A 17,206-nucleotide genomic window follows, 5' to 3' on the forward strand; every position below is an offset into this window, starting at 1 on the left:
GCATGCGGAAAATAAAATAGCCGTAGATCGGATAAGAAATCTATCCTCTACGGCTATTTGTCACGCGCACCGAAGGGTGTGCTTTATTTTATATTTCGGGCTTACGATTGGAGTGTAAGGCGCCGACTCCTCGAAAATGAAAAACACATTTTCTTGCGTTTGATGTCTTGCTGCGTAGCTTTCCTTATCCTGCGTGTGTGAGTGAGAAGGATGAATGGTCCAGTAAGGCAAAGAGCGCCTTACTTGCCCCTTCACCTTCTGCTGGTCGGGACTGAACGAGCCCTTACTGCTTTTCGCTTACACCCTGCTGAAAGCCTGCGCCTGAAACGGAAATCAACTACATCATTGATTTCTTTAATAGCGTATTTACAAAAACAATCTAAAATAAAAACCCCCACTCTTTCGTGTATAGAAACCTCTCCGTAACAAATAATACTTGTAGGTAATGGAACATTCTGCATAAGAAGGGACCATTTACGTTGCATCTATTGTTATATCATACGAAAGAGAGGGCATTATTCATATGAAAGCAACCGGAATAGTCCGTCGTATCGACGATCTTGGACGCGTCGTTATACCAAAAGAAATCCGCAGAACCCTTCGCATCCGTGAAGGCGATCCATTAGAAATTTTTGTAGACCGAGACGGTGAGGTTATTCTTAAAAAATACTCTCCGATAAACGAATTAGGTGATTTCGCCAAAGAATATGCTGAAAGCTTGGCAGAAAGCTCTGGCCATACGGTACTGATTGCTGACCGCGACACTTACATAGCTGTTGCTGGAGGTTCAAAAAAGGATTACATGAACAAAAGTGTAGGAAAAGTCGTCGAGAGTGCCATGACAGACCGCAAATCCACCGTTGAAATGAACGGTGCTGACGCGGAGCTGATCGACGGTGTAAAAGAAAGCACAGCGCACGTTGTCGCACCGATCATTGCCGGCGGTGATCCGATCGGCGCGGTCGTAATGGTCGCTAAAGAAGGCAAAAAACTTTCCGAACTTGAGCAGAAGCTGTCCGAAACGGCGGCAGGCTTCCTTGCTCGCCAGATGGAGCAATAAACAAAAGGCTGATTCAGAGGACATGCATTTATGACCTTATGATCAGCCTTTTTCTTATTTGAAGGGTGATACAGCTTAAAGACCCGATTATTTTGAATAATGACCCATAAATTTCATTTTTGACCCGAAAAAACTAAAATTTGACCCGTAAATTTTCACTTAGACCCGTAAATGATCGCGGGGTGGCACGGGGATTTTTTATGTTATAATACGTTGAAAAAATGCCTTGTTCTTAGGAGAATTGACTGTGGAGAATGAAAATCGGTCGCTATGGCGCGGGGCGCTTTTGCTTACGGCAGCGGGTCTTATCGTCAAGATCCTCAGTGCCGTTTACCGCATACCGTACCAGAATATTGCCGGTGACCTCGGCTTTTATGTGTTTCAGCAGGCGTATCCCTTCTACGCGATTGCGGCTGCTATCGCTTTTACTGGGTATCCGATGGCCTTTTCCCGCATTGTCAGCGTACAAAAAGGGAGTGCGAACGAGCGGGATGTTATCGCAACATCCTTTTGGTCTGTCTGTTTTCTTGGGGCTGCCACGTTCGGAGTGCTTTATGGTTCGGCTCCGCTTCTCGCCCGCTGGATGGGAGATGAGCACCTTGCCTCACCGCTTAGAGCGATCAGTTTTTTGTTTTTGATTATACCGTTTACCGCGTTCTACCGTGGTTATTTTCAAGGGATGGGTGAAATGACGTCAACAGCCGTCACCCAGATCTTGGAACAGGTCGTGAGGGTGAGCGGGATTCTGATAGCTTCTTACCTTCTCGTCTCATCCGGAAGTACACCGTACGAGACAGGAACAGGCGCATTGGCGGGCTCTCTTGCGGGTGCTGCCATATCTGCCATTCTGCTGACACGGTACTTTCAGAAAGACCGCCGTCATCAGCTTATCCGTTCTTTTACGTATTCGTTTGTTACGTTAAAGGAGCTGCTGCGTGGCAGCATATATTTGTCGCTAAGCGCGATGGTCCTCGTCCTGATGCAAATGGTCGATGCCTTCAGCTTTGTGAACATGTTAACGGACAATGGCTGGAATGAACTGGCCGCACGGGAAATGAAGGGAATCTTCGACCGCGGACAGCCGCTGGTGCAGCTCGGCACCGTTTTAGCTGCTGGTCTTGCTCTCGCTCTCGTTCCAGAGGTATCGCGCTTACACGCCGCTGGTGAACGGGAGAATGTGAAGGGTCTAAGCCGCCTTTCGCTTAAAATAACAATGGCCGTCGGAGCGGCAGCAGCGTGTGGGATCGCCGTGATTATTGAGCCGCTGAATAGTATGCTGTTTGAAAACAGTGACGGCTCCCAAGAGCTTGCCGTGATGGCCGGTGCCACTTTATTTGGCTCAATCATCTTCACAGCCACCGGACTGATGCAAGGACTGGGTCTGTATCGATCGGCTGGATTCGCCGTGCTCGTTGGCGTTTTACTTAAAGCGGCGCTGAATGTTTGGCTTATTCCAGAGTGGGGCATGATGGGGGCAAGTGCGGCAACGGTTTTCGCGACAGCAGCCACCGCTGTTATTCAGCTTATTTTGCTGCAGCGAAAGACGGGCCTGTTTAGCAACGGATCGTGGATTTCTGATATGCTGAAGCTGGGTGTATCACTCTTAGTGATGATGATCGCAGCCGCATTGGTGAAAGATGGACTCCTTCTAATAGCAGACGAAGGAAACCGTCTGGCTGCCGCAGCGATTGCTGTTCTGGCATCATTAGCTGGCGCGTTCACATTCTTTGCGGTGATATACGGGACGAGATTTCTGCAAAAAGAAAATCTGGAGCCTGTGCTCGACGCTTTTCCGAAAATGAGAAAGGCCGAGGCGTTATGGAGAAAAGGAGACTGACATGGCAGGGAAAATATCAATTATTGGACTTGGAGCAGGGGACCTGGCTCAGCTGTCTCTTGGACTATATGAAAAAATTATGAATGCAGGAAGCCTGCTCGTGCGTACGGACGACCACCCCGCTGTTGATGAGCTTCGTGAAAGAGGAGTGGCCATCGAGTCATACGACCACGTTTACGAAAAGCACGATGCCTTTCAGCCGGTGTATGAAGAGATCGCGGCTGATCTGCGACGTCGTTCGGTTCTTGGTGATGTGCTGTACGCGGTGCCAGGCCATCCGTTAGTGGCTGAACAGACCGTTCAGCTGCTGATCCACAACTCGCCGGGCATCGAGGTGGAAGTCCTCGGAGGCAAAAGTTTTCTCGATGAAATGTATACAGCGCTTAAAATCGATCCCATTGAAGGATGCCAGATTCTTGATGGCACCGCCTTGGTAAAAGAAGCGATTCAAATTCGCAATCATGTGATCATCGTTCAAGTGTATGACGCATTCATCGCCTCGGACGTGAAAATTACGCTCATGGAAAAATACAGCGACGAGCAACCGGTGTTTGTTGTGACGGCTGCTGGAAGTGCGAGCGAAAGAATTACAAAAGTTCCGTTGTATGAACTCGATCAAAACGTGGAGCTGAACAACCTCACTGCTCTATATGTGCCGCCGGCAGCAGGTGAAGAGCAAATGTATCGCGATTTTGACTATTTACGCGGTGTGATCGCTGCTCTTCGCGGTCCTGGTGGATGCCCGTGGGATCAGAAGCAGACCCACCGTTCTCTAAAAAAGTATTTAATCGAGGAAGCATACGAGGTGCTCGAGGCCATCGATGAAGAAGACGATGACCATCTTGCTGAGGAGCTCGGTGACGTACTGCTGCAGGTGCTCCTTCATTCTCAAATCGGAGAAGAAGAAGGATACTTCTCAATTGATGATGTCATCGAGCATACTGCTTCAAAAATGATCCGCCGACACCCGCACGTCTTCGGGACAACAGACGTGAAGGATGCGGACGAGGTGCTGGCAAACTGGGAAGAGATTAAGAGACAGGAGAAAGGCAAAGAAACGAGAACCTCTCTCCTTGACGGCATCGCCAAAGGTCTGCCTTCGTTAATGAAAGCGTACGCCCTTCAGAAAAAAGCGGCGAAGGCCGGGTTTGACTGGCCGGACGAGCAGCCGGTCTGGGATAAGATTGCCGAAGAACTGCAAGAGTTTAAGGCAGCCAGCACCGATCAAGATCGCATGAAAGAGATGGGAGACATCCTGTTCGCGGTCGTGAACCTGTCTCGTTTTTATAACATTGAGCCGGAAGAAGCGCTGCAGTCTTCCAACAGCAAGTTTTTCAATCGTTTCCGATACATTGAAAGTGAGCTGGAGAAGGCCGGAAAGACACCGGAAGACTCTAATTTGCAGGAAATGGACGATTTATGGAACAAAGCGAAAGAAATTTATTAAGATTTAGAAGGAATCTCTAAAAAAATAGAGAATTATGTTCCGAGAATCCGTTGAAACCCTTAACTATCAACGGATTGACACGAATTACTTTGGTAGAAATTAAAGGAGGTTTTTTAAAATGAACAAAAATGAACTCGTAACAAATATCTCAGAGAAGTCAGGTCTAACGAAGAAAGACGTAGAAGCCGTAGTCAATGGAATGATCGACGAAATCACATCAGCACTTAAAGAAGGCGACAAAGTACAATTTGTCGGTTTCGGCACATTCGAAACTCGCGAGCGCGCTAGCCGCACAGGACGCAACCCGCAAACAGGAAAAGAAATTACGATTCCTGCTTCAACGGTTCCAGCTTTCAAAGCGGGCAACAAGCTGAAAGAAGCTGTTAAGTAATTATGCGTCTTGATAAGTTTCTGAAGGTTTCCCGCCTCATCAAGCGCAGGACCGTGGCGAAGGAAATCTCAGATCAGGGCCGTATCGCCATCAACGGCACGACAGCGAAAGCCTCCTCTGATGTAAAAGTCGGGGACGAGCTGGCAATCCGCTTCGGTCAAAAGATGGTAAAGGTTCGCATCAACGAACTGAAAGAAACGACCCGCAAGGAAGATGCCGAGGGCATGTATTCCGTCATCAGTGAAGAAAGTATCCAAACGGCTGAATAATAAGGAGGATGTTCCAATTGGAACATCCTTTTTTGGTATTTTTAAGAGATGTCATAGAAGCAGTTGATCTCACAACGTTGTTTATATGGCTTGTTCTAAACCCTTCTCTTGTCTCATATATAGTGGTATGGACAAGAGGAGGGAAGCGGATGAACCAATATTATAATGAATATGGATCTTCCGGGCAGAAGGACAATCTGCCTGGTCATGATGTGAAGATGATCGGCAGAAAGACGCTTGAGATTACCGGGGTTAAGCATGTGGAATCGTTTGATAACGAAGAGTTCCTTCTGGAGACGTCAATGGGGTTCTTGGCGATAAGAGGAAATAACCTAAAAATGAAAAATCTGAATGTGGAGTCCGGCATGGTGGCGATCGAGGGCAAGATTTTTGACCTTGTGTATCTCGATCAGCAGCAGGGCGGCGAAAAGAACAAAGGATTTTTCTCCAAGCTCTTTAAATGACGCTCACCGTACAGTTTCAGACAATTATCAGTATGGTCGCCATGGGCATCTGGATCGGGATGGCGATGGACACATACGGGCGCTTTCTGCATGAAAAAAAGAAATGGAACTGGTTTCACTTTATCAACGACTTTCTTTTCTGGGTGCTGCAGGCGCTCCTTGTCTTTTATGTACTCTTGAAGGTGAATCATGCCGAAGTCCGCTTTTATATATTCCTCGCTCTTTTGTGCGGCTTTTCTGCTTATAAAGCTTTGTTCGAAAAAACGTATAAACGGATATTAGAGCGGGTGATTATTATGGTTTCAGCCGTGCTGCGTTTTTTTCGCCGTCTGATCGTAATTTTCCTTATCAATCCCGTGAAATGGCTGTTATCTTTGCTCGTTGCACTGGTCACTTGGATCCTCACCATAACGTGGCGCATCATCTTTTCTTTGCTGAAAATACTTTTTCTCCCATTTAAATGGACAGGACTATTGATATGGCGTTTCATTCCGAAGCAAAAATGGTATACTTTTAAAGATAAACTGCTAAAGCAGGCAGGGTTTCTGCGTTCGGCATGGAATAAAGCTATATCATGGTTTAAAAAGTAACAGCACCCTTGAAAGGGGGGAAAAGATGATCCAGCGTCCGAAAAAAATCACGGAAATTCATTCGGGGTATGTTCAGGAGCAGGAGCTTCAGCAGAAAGTGCTGGCAAAACGGAAGCGCGGCCTCTACCGGCGTCTGACGGTGTTTTTGACGGTATTCTCTTTCCTCGCCTTTTTTGTTGTATCAACGATTGCCACCCAGCTTTCCACGATTGATGAGCAAAAACAGGAAGAAAAGCAGCTGCAGCAAGAATTAAAAGCAGTTCGGAAAGAAAAGGCACAACTGAAGGATGAAGTGAATAAACTAAATGATGTGGAATACATCGGGGAAATTTTGCGGAGAGACTTCTTTATGTCAAAGGACGGCGAGACAATCTTCAAGCTTCCAGAGTCGAAGTCGGATTGACACATGAATTTTGCCGATTGTATAATAAAAAGGATTGAAATTACTTAAGGAGGAGCATTTTTTGCATGTCAATTGAAGTAGGCAGCAAGCTGCAGGGGAAGGTTACAGGAATTACTCATTTTGGGGCGTTTGTTGAGCTGCCAGGGGGTACTACCGGACTTGTTCATATTAGTGAAGTAGCGGACAATTACGTTAAAGACATCAACGATCATTTAAAAGTTGGTGATCAAGTCGAAGTAAAAGTCATGAACATCGAAAAGGACGGCAAGATTGGCCTTTCGATTAAGAAGGCGAAAGAAAACGCAGCTCCGACGACCAGCAGCCACCGAGGCGGGGGAGGCGGAGGATTCCAGAAATCCCGCAGACCAAACAACCGCGGCGGCGGACATCAGCCAACAGCGTTGTCATTTGAGGACAAAGTAAGCAAGTTCCTTAAAGACAGCGAAGACCGCTTGTCCACGCTAAAGCGCCAGACAGAATCTAAACGCGGCGGACGCGGCGCGCGCCGAGGGTAAATTGCTGTACTAACAATGCAATGCTCATACCATATTGAAGCCCCAGCTATCGCAGCCGGGGCTTATTGTTTTGTTTCGCAACACTTTTTTGATAAACGGCTTTGTTGCATTTAGCGTTCTGAGAAGTGGTTGATCTCCGTTACAGGTGCACGCTTTCTGCGGGGTGAGCGGTGAGCCCTTTTGTCGCTACGCGCCTTTAAAAGGTCTCACCTGCCCACTTATCCCGCAGGATAAGTAAGGCGCCGCAGCAAGACATCAAACGCAAGAAAATGTGCTTTTCATTTTCGAGGAGTCGGCACCATTCACTGCGATCAACCTTTCAATGAAGCGTTCAAGGCTGAACGAGAGAAAATAGCTTATCGAAGTAGTTGCTATTCCAGTAGAACAACACTTTCAAACTACTTTAAAGCAAATTCCTTAAAAAGTACCATAAAGAAATAGACATCTATTATTTTCAGAATAGACTTTTTATTTATATTCTGTTGACACTTTTCGACGTATCTTGTAATATAACACTTGTGTCTTTTACATATGGCGGTGTAGCTCAGCTGGCTAGAGCGTACGGTTCATACCCGTGAGGTCGTGGGTTCGACTCCCTCCGCCGCTACCATATTTACTAGACAATGGCCCATTGGTCAAGCGGTTAAGACACCGCCCTTTCACGGCGGTAACACGGGTTCGAATCCCGTATGGGTCACCATTACATAAACATTTCAAGCATCTCCTTGCTGGGGGTGCTTTTTTATTTGTTTTCGTACGTTATTAAGCAAATTTTGAGGCCTATTTTATTAATGGAGATCCGGTTCTGGTTTTAAATTAGTTTTTAGACAAGTTTAATTGATCATCGAGTGAAGCTAAACGGGTCGCGCGGGCGAAGTATGCATGTATGCAGACATATTATGCAATTCCACGGGCGAGTTGCAGTCCAGTGCGGCTGACCCGATGTGAAGCGCGGGCAAATATTAGTCAACCTCGGGCAACATTCCGTTATTTTACATTTCATCGAGCGCCACTCCATAAACAAAAACCGCAACACAGCCATCCATACTCAGACAATCCAGCAAAACAAAAATTCAAACCTCAATCACTCAACAAATTCCTCTTCGAAATCCATAGATTACCGTCAGATTTAAACGATATTTGCTGTATGTGCTCTAATTTGGCGTGAATGATTAGTGCACAGGTGTTCATAATCAATATTATTGCGAGAATTCGTCGAGAAGTTTTAGGAATATGTTTTCTTGTTTTGACAAAATCTTCAAACTCACCCGCGTTATAATATGAAACACAATACAACGAAACGGGTGGTGTGGGGGATGTGGCAGAAGCTCGAACAAGAAGTGTTGGAACCCATTCAAAAACTGGCATGGGTGGAGAGGTCTCAGCAGGCGGCCTATGAAACGGGAAAAAAGTGGCTTGACCGGGTGAGCCGGATTTTTTTAAACTGGCGGGTCTTGCTGTTTGCCATCGGTTTTTTGCTCGGACGAGCCCTGATTTTATCTGAACTGGCACCATTCGCTTTACCGTTTGCGGCAGCGGTTTTTATCCTGAAAAAAGAAAGGACAGGCATAGCGGTTATCGCCTTGCTCGCCGGGACGCTGTCACATGTACCGGAGAATGCGCTTTTTATTACTGCGGGGCTTATCATCTATGCAGTTTTGCAGAAGGTTGGAGACAAGCTGATTAAAAACAGGCTGGCGATGCTGCCGATCCTCGTGTTCATCTCTAGCATCTCAGCAAGGATGATGCTTACCTCTCTGACAGGGACGATCGAGCGGAGCGATCTGATGACCGGCATGGTGGAGGCGGGACTGAGCCTTGTGTTGACGCTTATCTTCCTGCAAAGCATCCCGCTGCTCACGATGAAGCGAATTCCGCAGTCATTAAAGAATGAAGAAATCGTGTGCTTGATGATCATGCTCGCCTCGGTCATGACGGGAACGATTGGGTGGGTGATGTATGGATTATCGGTTGAACATGTCGTGTCACGGTACCTCGTGCTGTTGTTCGCGTTCACGGGCGGCGCGGCGATTGGATCGACGGTCGGGGTTGTCACAGGGCTTATTTTAAGTCTCGCGCAGGTGGCGAGCCTTTATCAGATGAGCTTGCTCGCCTTTTCCGGTTTGCTTGGTGGATTGCTGAAAGAAGGGAAGAAAATAGGCGTTTGTTTGGGGCTCTTGATCGCAACGGTCATGATCGGCCTATATGGAGAAGGTAAAGATGCCCTTTTTCCCGCAGTCCTCGAATCATTGGCTGCTGCCGTATTTTTTCTGCTGACGCCAAAAGCAGCGATAGCCAAACTGTCAAAGTTTATTCCCGGTTCAAGGGAATACTCGAGCGAGCAGCAGCAATATGTGAAAAAGGTACGCGATGTGACAGCAAACCGTGTTGAACAGTTTTCCTCTCTGTTTCAGGCGCTGTCTCATTCTTTCACGAGCGCAGGCTCGATTGAGCAAGAAGACGACGCGACGCGCGAAGTGGATCTGTTTTTAAGCAACATTACCGAGAAAACGTGCCAGACGTGCTTTAAAAAGGAACATTGCTGGGCGGCGAATTTTAACCGTACCTATGATTATATGAATTCGATCATGACGCAGCAGGAGATGTATGAAGAAATCCGCGACCGTAAGCTGAAGCGGGAGTGGGAGGCGCACTGCATCAAGCATAAAAAGGTGTCGGACCTTATCTTGCAGGAGCTGTCGCAATTCAAGGCGAGCCAGAAGCTGAAGCAGCAGGTGCAGGAAAGCCGGCGTCTTGTCGCCGACCAGCTGATGGGCGTCTCGCAGGTGATGGGGAATTTCGCCAAGGAAATTCAGCGCGAGCAGGAAAACCATCAAATTCAAGAAGAACAAATTAAAGAGACATTATACAACGCGGGCATTAATACGGCGCATATCGAGGTATACAGCTTAGAAGCATCAAACGTGGACATTGAGCTGAGCATCCCGTACTGCGGAGGCTCGGGAGTCGGCGAAAAAATTATCGCACCGCTGCTTTCTGATATTTTAGAAGAAACGATTCTTGTCGCGAAGGAGGAATGCGCGAAATTTCAAAATGGCTATTGCTATATCACGTTCCGTTCGGCAAAAGAATTTGTCGTCGAGACAGGGATCGCTTCAGCGGCGAAGGGCGGCGCTTGGCTTTCTGGAGACAGCCATTCCATGATTGAGCTTGGCGGCGGCAAGTTTGCGGTGGCGATCGCTGACGGCATGGGCAACGGCGAAAGGGCGTTTCAGGAGAGCAACGAGACATTGCAGCTGCTGCGAAAAATTCTGCAGTCTGGGATCGATGAAGAAGTGGCGATCAAGTCCGTCAATTCCATCCTTTCGCTGCGGACGACAGATGAAATGTTCTCGACGCTCGATTTGGCGATGGTCGATCTGCAGGATGCGTCCGTCAAATTCCTGAAGATCGGGTCGACACCAAGCTTCGTGAAGCGGGGCGATCACGTTCACATGATCAAAGCGAGTAACCTGCCGATGGGTATCATTGATGACTTTGATGTTGAGGTGGTAAGTGAACAGCTGAAGGCGGGCGACTTTTTAATTATGATGAGCGACGGCATATACGAGGGGCCGAAGCATATTGAAAACATCGACGCATGGCTAAAGCGCAAAATCCGGGAGATGGAAACGGAAGACCCGCAGGAAATCGCAGACCTATTAATGGAGGAGGTTGTCAGGACCGGTCATAATCAGATTGAGGATGACATGACGGTCGTTGTGATCCAGATCAACCGCAATACGCCGAAATGGTCGGTCATCCCGCATTATCCGAAAATCAGCGTGCAGCGAAAACAGGCGAATGGATGAGAAGAAGCGCATTTCCGCTTTTTCTCTTTTTTTTGCCTTCCTCCCAAGTATAGAAAAACGATTGTATGACGAGGCTGTTGATAAGAAATTCAGGTGATGAAAGGAGACTTGCAACATGCGGAAAAAAGGAACGCTCAGACAGATTTTGCTGATCACGGATGGATGCTCCAATCAGGGGGAAGATCCGGTCGCCATGGCGGCGCTCGCGAAAGAGCAGGGCATCACGGTGAATGTGATCGGCGTCATGAACGAGAATATGCCAGAGTATCATAAGCAAGGATTAAAGGAAGTGGAGGATATCGCGTTGTCTGGCGGCGGAATTAGCCAGCTTGTGTATACGCGGCAGCTTTCGCAGACGGTGCAGATGGTGACGAGAAAGGCGATGACGCAAACCATCCAAGGTGTCGTCAACGGCGAGCTTCAGCAAATACTCGGCGGGAAGAACACGCTCGATGACCTGCCCCCTGATAAGCGAGGGGAAGTGATGGAGGTAGTGGACGAGCTAGGCGAAACGATGGATTTGGAGGTGCTGCTGCTCATAGACGCTTCTGGCAGCATGGAAGACAAGATGGCGACCGTTCAAGAATCGCTGATCGATCTTTCCATCTCGCTGAATTCCAGAATAGGAGATAACCAGTTTGCGGTCTGTGTGTTCCCTGGAAAGAAAACAGACGCACAGATGCTCTTGGATTGGTCGAGCAGGCTCGAGTCGGTTACGAAGCTGCTGAGCCAGGTCGAACTGGGCGGCATTACACCGACAGGCCCAGCGATCAGAGAGGCTGTTTCCATCTTCCAGAGCAGGCGTTCAAAGAGAGGACTGCTTTCCCATGATGAACCAAGGGATGGATATTACAAAGAATCCGGTATGTAATCTTGTCAGAGGCGAAAGGGTATGCGGCAAATGGCATCAAAACGAGTATGTGATTCGAAGGCTGCTCGGACATGGGGCGACGGGTGCGGTCTATCTCGCTGAAAGCAAGGCCGGCCCAGCCGCACTCAAAATCGGCCATGACAGCATGTCCATCATATCGGAGGTGAATGTCCTTAAAGCTTTTTCCAGGGTCCAGGGTATCGTCCTCGGGCCCTCTTTAATCGATGTGGACGACTGGAACAGTACGAATAGCCGATTTCCTTTTTATGTGATGGAATATTTAAAAGGCGAGAATGTGTTCGAGTTTCTTGGCGGCCACGGACCGGAATGGCTCGGCATCATCATGCTGCAGCTGATCAACAATCTGCAAAAGCTCCACGAGGCAGGCTGGGTGTTCGGCGATTTAAAGCCGGATAACCTCCTTGTCACAGGCCCTCCCTATCAAATTAGGTGGATCGACGTGGGAGGCACCACGCAGCTCGGCCGGTCCGTAAAGGAATATACAGAATTCTTTGACCGTGGGTATTGGGGGCTTGGCTCACGCGTAGCTGAACCGTCATACGATCTGTTCGCGGCCGCGATGGTGATGATCAACACGGCGTACCCGGCACGTTTTCAAAAGAAAAGCGAGCCATCTAAACAGCTGCAGGAAGCGGTCAGGCGTTCGGTGAAGCTGCAGCCGTACGAGAAAATGCTCACAAAAGCGCTGCACCAAAAATATAAAACGGCAGAAGAGATGAAGCGTGACCTCCTAATCGCTCTTCAGCCCGCCGGCCGGCCTTCGATGGTGAAACCGTCACCGAAGAAAACGGCAGCGCCCAAACCGAAGCCGGTGCCTCCTCACAATAGCCGCAGTGTGCGGCGGAAGAAAAAAAGGAGCTGGGCAGTGGATACGCTGCTGTGGCTCACGTTCTTTTTTGTTCTTTATTTTTTTTATATGATCGGACAGACGATGTAAGAAAGAGCGGAGCAAAGCGGTTTCTGTTATGATGTGTGGAAAAGGCGTAAAGGAGCACACTACTTTTGCAGGAAGTCGAACGATTTATCGCTAAACATCACATGCTAAAAGCAGTAAAGACTGTTCTTGTCGGCGTATCTGGAGGACCAGACTCGCTCGCGCTGCTTCATTATTTGTTGAAGCAATCAGAATCCCGGGAGCTCAAAGTGATCGCAGCTTCATGTGATCACGGTCTCCGTGGGGAAGAGTCGGCGGAAGAATGCCGGTTTGTAGAACGCTTTTGCAGGGAAAAAGATATTATCTTTGCCGGAAAGACCCTAGACGTCATCGGGCATATGAAAAAGACGGGGCAATCTCTGCAGGCAGCGGCACGGGAGTTGCGTTATGAATTTTTCGCGGAAACGATGGAACGCTGCGGCGCCGAAGCCCTTGCGCTCGGCCATCATGGTGATGATCAAGTCGAGACCATCCTCATGAGAATGGTGAGAGGAAGCGAAGGTGAGAGCCTCTCAGGCATTCGTGCGGTCCGGACGTTTGGCGGAGGAAAAATTATTCGTCCGTTTCTTTGTGTAACAAAGGCCGAAATCGAGCACTATTGTGAGGTGAACGAACTTCATCCGGTGTTTGACCCGAGCAACGAGAGTGGAAAATACGCTAGAAACCGCTACAGGAAACAGGTGCTGCCGTTTTTAAAGCTGGAAAACCCGTCTGTGCATAAAAGATTTCAGTCGTTTAGTGAAACCATTGCGGAGGATGAAACGTATATGATGAAGCAGGCGGAATCTGCCGTTAAAGCGGTGCTTCTTTTTCAGTCTGACAGTGAATGCAGGCTGTCTGTTCCGTCGTTCTTGGAAATGCCTATTCCTTTACAAAAAAGAGGGATTACTCTAATATTGAACTATCTGTATAATCAAATCCCTTCATCTCTTTCCTCGCTACATAAAGAGACGTTTTTAGCATTGCTTAACAGTGAGCAGCCGTCAGGAATCCTTCATTTCCCATCAGGCTTAAGGGTAGTAAAATCCTATGATTCTTGCTCTTTGTCTTTCGCCAAAGAAGCGGAGCATTCAGACTTTTGCTATGAAATCCCCTTGTCAGGCACGCTGCTTCTAGAAGCGGGCGAGCTGTCAGCTGAAATGCTTGAAACAGACTCCATGGTAAGAGGAAAAGATGTGTTTGTATGCGCGGCTGGTGAGCTGAATCTGCCGCTTAAGGTCCGGAACCGCCGGCCTGGGGACAGGATGACACTGTCTGGCATGGCAGGTTCAAAAAAGCTGAAGGACATTTTCATCGACAGCAAAATCCCAAGAGCAATACGGGACATATGGCCCGTCGTGGAGGATGCAGATGGAAACATACTCTGGCTCCCAGGACTGAAGCACTCGGCTTACAGTGAAGCTCATACTGCCAAACATCCGAAGCAGTGGTTTGCCATACACTTTCGAAAATATTGCCAGGACGTCTAGGAGGCTTGTCAACATGCATAATGAAATGAAAGAGGTCTTAATTTCCGCGGAAGCGATCCAGGATAAGATCGAGGAACTAGGAGCTCAGCTTTCCGAGGAATATAAAGACCGTTTTCCGCTTGTAATCGGAGTACTAAAAGGGGCGCTGCCATTCATGGCCGACCTGATCAAGCGGATGGATATTCACTTGGAATACGATTTGATGGCGGTTTCCAGCTATGGAGCTTCCACTGTATCATCAGGTGAAGTCAAAATTATTAAAGATTTAGATACATCGCTTGAAGGACGCGACGTCATCATTGTCGAAGATATCATTGACAGCGGATTGACACTCAGCTACCTGGTTCAGCTTTTCCTTCACCGTAAAGCAAAATCAGTGAAGATCGTAACGCTGCTCGACAAACCAACAGGACGAAGGGTCGACATTAAGCCTGACCTTGCTGGATTTATCGTCCCAGATGCATTCGTAGTAGGATATGGCCTCGATTACATCGAACGCTATCGAAACCTTCCGTACATCGGAGTTTTAAAGCCGGAGATTTACGAGAATAAATAAAACAGGAAGCACTAATATTCCCAAATAGCATGCTTATTGTTTGTTGAGGAGGTAAGGGATGAATCGAATCTTCCGGAATACTATATTTTATTTGCTCATCTTCTTAGTCGTGGTGGGCGTAGTCAGTTTCTTTAACGGAACGAAAAATGAAGTGCAGCCGATCCGCTATGACCAGCTCGTCAAGTACATTGAAGACGGCAAAGTGGAAAGCATCCAGTACCAGCCTGAAGGCGGCGTTTACATCGTTCGCGGTAAGCTCGAAAACTATCCTAAGGATAAAATGTTCGAGACGAACGCTCCGCTGAACGATTTCAACGAGATCAAGGAACTGGCCCAATCGGCGAATGTGAAAGTTGATTTAAAGAAGCAAGAGCAGACGAGCGGATGGGTGACGTTCTTCACTTCCATCATTCCGTTTGTGATCATTTTCATTCTTTTCTTCTTCCTTCTTAACCAGGCTCAAGGCGGCGGAAGCCGTGTGATGAACTTCGGTAAAAGCAAGGCGAAGCTTTATAACGAAGAAAAGAAAAAGGTAACGTTCAAGGACGTTGCCGGAGCGGATGAAGAAAAGCAGGAGCTTGTGGAAGTGGTAGAATTCCTCAAAGATCCGCGCAAGTTCTCCACTCTTGGAGCCCGCATCCCGAAAGGTGTCCTGCTAGTAGGACCTCCAGGAACGGGTAAAACATTGCTCGCCCGTGCAGTAGCAGGGGAAGCCGGCGTACCGTTTTTCTCGATCTCAGGTTCTGACTTCGTCGAGATGTTTGTCGGTGTCGGTGCATCACGTGTACGTGACTTGTTTGAGAACGCGAAGAAAAACGCGCCTTGTATTATCTTTATCGATGAAATTGATGCGGTTGGACGCCAGCGTGGCGCGGGTCTAGGCGGTGGCCATGACGAGCGTGAACAGACGCTGAACCAGTTGCTTGTTGAAATGGACGGTTTCGGAGTGAACGAAGGCATCATCATCATCGCCGCAACGAACCGTGCCGATATTCTTGACCCGGCCCTTCTTCGTCCAGGACGTTTTGACCGCCAGATTCCGGTTAACCGCCCTGACGTAAAAGGCCGTGAAGAAGTGCTTAAAGTTCACGCCCGCAACAAGCCTCTAGCAGAGGAAGTGAACTTGAAAACAATCGCGATGCGCACACCTGGATTCTCAGGTGCTGATTTAGAGAACTTGTTGAATGAAGCGGCTCTAGTGGCAGCCCGTTCGAACAAGAAGAAAATCGAGCTCGATGACGTCGATGAGGCGATCGACCGCGTTATTGCCGGTCCTGCCAAGAAAAATCGTGTGATCTCGCAAAAAGAAAAGAACATCGTCGCTTATCATGAAGCGGGTCATACGGTTATCGGACTCGTGCTCGAAGGAGCGGATACGGTTCATAAAGTAACCGTCGTACCGCGCGGCCAAGCCGGCGGATACACGGTCATGCTTCCTAAGGAAGACCGTTACTTCATGACAAAGCCTGAGCTTCTCGACAAGATCGTCGGCCTTCTTGGTGGACGTGTTGCTGAGGAAATCGTGTTCAACGAAGTAAGTACCGGCGCACACAATGACTTCCAGCGTGTAACGGGAATAGCGCGCAGCATGGTGACCGAGTTTGGGATGAGCGACAGGCTCGGACCGATGCAGTTCGGCTCCAGCTCGCAAGGCCAGGTGTTCCTAGGCCGCGACTTCAACAACGAACAAAACTACAGTGACGCGATCGCGCACGAGATCGACATGGAAATTCAGCGCATCGTGAAGGAATCGTACGACCGCTGTAAGCAGATCCTGACAGACAACCGCGACAAGCTTGAGATCATCGCCCAGACCCTTCTTGAAGTGGAAACGCTGGACGAAGAGCAAATCAAGTCACTCGTGAATACAGGAAAACTTCCTGAATCCAAAACGATCTCATCGTCTTCAGACGATGTGAAAGTTACGATTCACAAAAAAGACGACAGCAACAAAGACGCATAAATAGGACCGCCCTTCACTTAGTGAAGGACCTGAAAACCGGTTGTTGATTTCAACAACCGGTTTTTACCTTTAAATAAAGGCTCTATTTGAAGAAATTGTTGCTTAAGAATGAATGGTATTTAAACACACAACGGTTTGTACGTCTTTTTTCATCTACATCAACTTAAAATGCCTCATAAAAAGGTTTCGTGCAGGGAGATTTCTTATTTAATGATTGCCTAGGCTAGGTCTCCATGAATATATAGGGCTGAGTATCCTGCTTTATTACCCAATTGAGAATAGCTTGCGGTTAAATACTATAGCTTTTGCAAACTTTACTATTTAGCTCAGCTTCGAATTCTTCATTGAAAAGTTGATCGTAGTGAAAGGTGCCGACTCCTCGAAAAAGAAAATCACTTTTTCTTGCGTTTGATGTCTTGCTGCGCAGCTTTCCTTATCCAGCGAGTGGGAGTGGGCAGGTGAGACCTTTTAAAGGCGCGTAGCGACAAAAGGGCTCACCTTGTCCAGCAGAAATGGCTAGCCCCTCGAGGTCAAATGAGCAAGTGCCCAATAAGTCACAAACCGACTTACCGGTCCCTTTCTCATTTGCTTGTCGGGGCTGGAC

Annotated in this window: 15 protein-coding genes and 2 tRNA genes; all 17 read left to right on the forward strand. The window is 48.0% G+C overall.

The window, feature by feature from the left end:
* Positions 1-523 precede the first annotated feature (523 nt).
* The gene (gene spoVT / locus ACFQPF_RS11715; RefSeq protein WP_379749838.1) at positions 524-1,060 is read left to right on the forward strand and encodes a stage V sporulation protein T; all 537 of its coding nucleotides are present in this window, start codon (positions 524-526) and stop codon (positions 1,058-1,060) included.
* 247 nt (positions 1,061-1,307) lie between these two features.
* Complete coding sequence (locus ACFQPF_RS11720; RefSeq protein ID WP_379749840.1) at positions 1,308-2,897, forward strand: putative polysaccharide biosynthesis protein; 1,590 nt, start codon at positions 1,308-1,310, stop codon at positions 2,895-2,897.
* A gap of 1 nt (position 2,898) precedes the next feature.
* Positions 2,899-4,344 (forward strand): bifunctional methyltransferase/pyrophosphohydrolase YabN, encoded by a 1,446-nt coding sequence (gene yabN, locus ACFQPF_RS11725; RefSeq protein WP_379749842.1) that lies wholly within the window; start codon positions 2,899-2,901, stop codon positions 4,342-4,344.
* Positions 4,345-4,462: 118 nt separating this feature from the next.
* Positions 4,463-4,735, forward strand: coding sequence for an HU family DNA-binding protein (locus ACFQPF_RS11730; protein ID WP_379749844.1), 273 nt, complete (start codon positions 4,463-4,465; stop codon positions 4,733-4,735).
* Positions 4,736-4,737: 2 nt separating this feature from the next.
* Positions 4,738-5,004 (forward strand): RNA-binding S4 domain-containing protein, encoded by a 267-nt coding sequence (locus ACFQPF_RS11735; protein WP_379749846.1) that lies wholly within the window; start codon positions 4,738-4,740, stop codon positions 5,002-5,004.
* A 149-nt stretch (positions 5,005-5,153) separates the two neighbouring features.
* Entirely contained in the window at positions 5,154-5,468 is a 315-nt protein-coding gene (gene yabP / locus ACFQPF_RS11740) for a sporulation protein YabP (RefSeq protein ID WP_379749848.1), read from the forward strand.
* Positions 5,465-6,058, forward strand: a complete 594-nt coding sequence (yabQ, locus tag ACFQPF_RS11745; RefSeq protein ID WP_379749850.1) for a spore cortex biosynthesis protein YabQ — start codon at positions 5,465-5,467, stop codon at positions 6,056-6,058. The genes yabP and yabQ overlap by 4 nt, the downstream gene beginning before the upstream one ends.
* 25 nt (positions 6,059-6,083) lie before the next feature.
* Positions 6,084-6,461 (forward strand): FtsB family cell division protein, encoded by a 378-nt coding sequence (locus ACFQPF_RS11750; RefSeq protein ID WP_379749852.1) that lies wholly within the window; start codon positions 6,084-6,086, stop codon positions 6,459-6,461.
* 65 nt (positions 6,462-6,526) lie between these two features.
* Positions 6,527-6,976: a S1 domain-containing RNA-binding protein gene (locus ACFQPF_RS11755; RefSeq protein WP_379749854.1), complete on the forward strand. Its 450-nt coding sequence runs from the start codon at positions 6,527-6,529 to the stop codon at positions 6,974-6,976.
* Positions 6,977-7,509: 533 nt separating this feature from the next.
* Positions 7,510-7,586 (forward strand) — tRNA-Met (locus ACFQPF_RS11760).
* Between the two features lie 15 nt (positions 7,587-7,601).
* A tRNA-Glu gene (locus tag ACFQPF_RS11765) sits at positions 7,602-7,676 on the forward strand.
* A 616-nt stretch (positions 7,677-8,292) separates the two neighbouring features.
* Complete coding sequence (gene spoIIE, locus ACFQPF_RS11770; protein ID WP_379749856.1) at positions 8,293-10,788, forward strand: stage II sporulation protein E; 2,496 nt, start codon at positions 8,293-8,295, stop codon at positions 10,786-10,788.
* A gap of 115 nt (positions 10,789-10,903) precedes the next feature.
* Complete coding sequence (locus ACFQPF_RS11775) at positions 10,904-11,659, forward strand: vWA domain-containing protein (protein WP_379749858.1); 756 nt, start codon at positions 10,904-10,906, stop codon at positions 11,657-11,659.
* Positions 11,616-12,617 (forward strand): serine/threonine protein kinase, encoded by a 1,002-nt coding sequence (locus ACFQPF_RS11780; protein ID WP_379749860.1) that lies wholly within the window; start codon positions 11,616-11,618, stop codon positions 12,615-12,617. Before ACFQPF_RS11775 ends, ACFQPF_RS11780 begins: the two co-directional genes overlap by 44 nt.
* A gap of 65 nt (positions 12,618-12,682) precedes the next feature.
* Positions 12,683-14,083, forward strand: coding sequence for a tRNA lysidine(34) synthetase TilS (gene tilS, locus ACFQPF_RS11785; protein ID WP_379749862.1), 1,401 nt, complete (start codon positions 12,683-12,685; stop codon positions 14,081-14,083).
* A 13-nt stretch (positions 14,084-14,096) separates the two neighbouring features.
* A complete protein-coding gene (hpt, locus tag ACFQPF_RS11790) occupies positions 14,097-14,639 on the forward strand; it encodes a hypoxanthine phosphoribosyltransferase (RefSeq protein WP_379749864.1) in 543 nt (180 codons plus the stop codon).
* A 58-nt stretch (positions 14,640-14,697) separates the two neighbouring features.
* On the forward strand, positions 14,698-16,602 hold the full coding sequence (gene ftsH / locus ACFQPF_RS11795; RefSeq protein WP_379749866.1) for an ATP-dependent zinc metalloprotease FtsH: 1,905 nt from the start codon (positions 14,698-14,700) through the stop codon (positions 16,600-16,602).
* Positions 16,603-17,206 lie beyond the last annotated feature (604 nt).

It is taken from the genome of Fictibacillus iocasae (assembly GCF_042665465.1).
GTDB lineage: Bacteria > Bacillota > Bacilli > Bacillales > Fictibacillaceae > Fictibacillus > Fictibacillus iocasae.

Excerpts from the sequence above, each read along its gene's own strand:
- hpt (WP_379749864.1), top strand. The coding sequence starts at position 14,097 with ATGCATAATGAAATGAAAGAGGTCTTAATTTCCGCGGAAGCGATCCAG.
- spoIIE (WP_379749856.1), top strand. The coding sequence starts at position 8,293 with ATGTGGCAGAAGCTCGAACAAGAAGTGTTGGAACCCATTCAAAAACTG.
- ACFQPF_RS11780 (WP_379749860.1), top strand. The coding sequence starts at position 11,616 with ATGATGAACCAAGGGATGGATATTACAAAGAATCCGGTATGTAATCTT.
- ACFQPF_RS11750 (WP_379749852.1), top strand. The coding sequence starts at position 6,084 with ATGATCCAGCGTCCGAAAAAAATCACGGAAATTCATTCGGGGTATGTT.
- ACFQPF_RS11735 (WP_379749846.1), top strand. The coding sequence starts at position 4,738 with ATGCGTCTTGATAAGTTTCTGAAGGTTTCCCGCCTCATCAAGCGCAGG.
- ftsH (WP_379749866.1), top strand. The coding sequence starts at position 14,698 with ATGAATCGAATCTTCCGGAATACTATATTTTATTTGCTCATCTTCTTA.
- yabP (WP_379749848.1), top strand. The coding sequence starts at position 5,154 with ATGAACCAATATTATAATGAATATGGATCTTCCGGGCAGAAGGACAAT.
- yabQ (WP_379749850.1), top strand. The coding sequence starts at position 5,465 with ATGACGCTCACCGTACAGTTTCAGACAATTATCAGTATGGTCGCCATG.
- ACFQPF_RS11755 (WP_379749854.1), top strand. The coding sequence starts at position 6,527 with ATGTCAATTGAAGTAGGCAGCAAGCTGCAGGGGAAGGTTACAGGAATT.
- spoVT (WP_379749838.1), top strand. The coding sequence starts at position 524 with ATGAAAGCAACCGGAATAGTCCGTCGTATCGACGATCTTGGACGCGTC.
- yabN (WP_379749842.1), top strand. The coding sequence starts at position 2,899 with ATGGCAGGGAAAATATCAATTATTGGACTTGGAGCAGGGGACCTGGCT.
- ACFQPF_RS11775 (WP_379749858.1), top strand. The coding sequence starts at position 10,904 with ATGCGGAAAAAAGGAACGCTCAGACAGATTTTGCTGATCACGGATGGA.
- ACFQPF_RS11730 (WP_379749844.1), top strand. The coding sequence starts at position 4,463 with ATGAACAAAAATGAACTCGTAACAAATATCTCAGAGAAGTCAGGTCTA.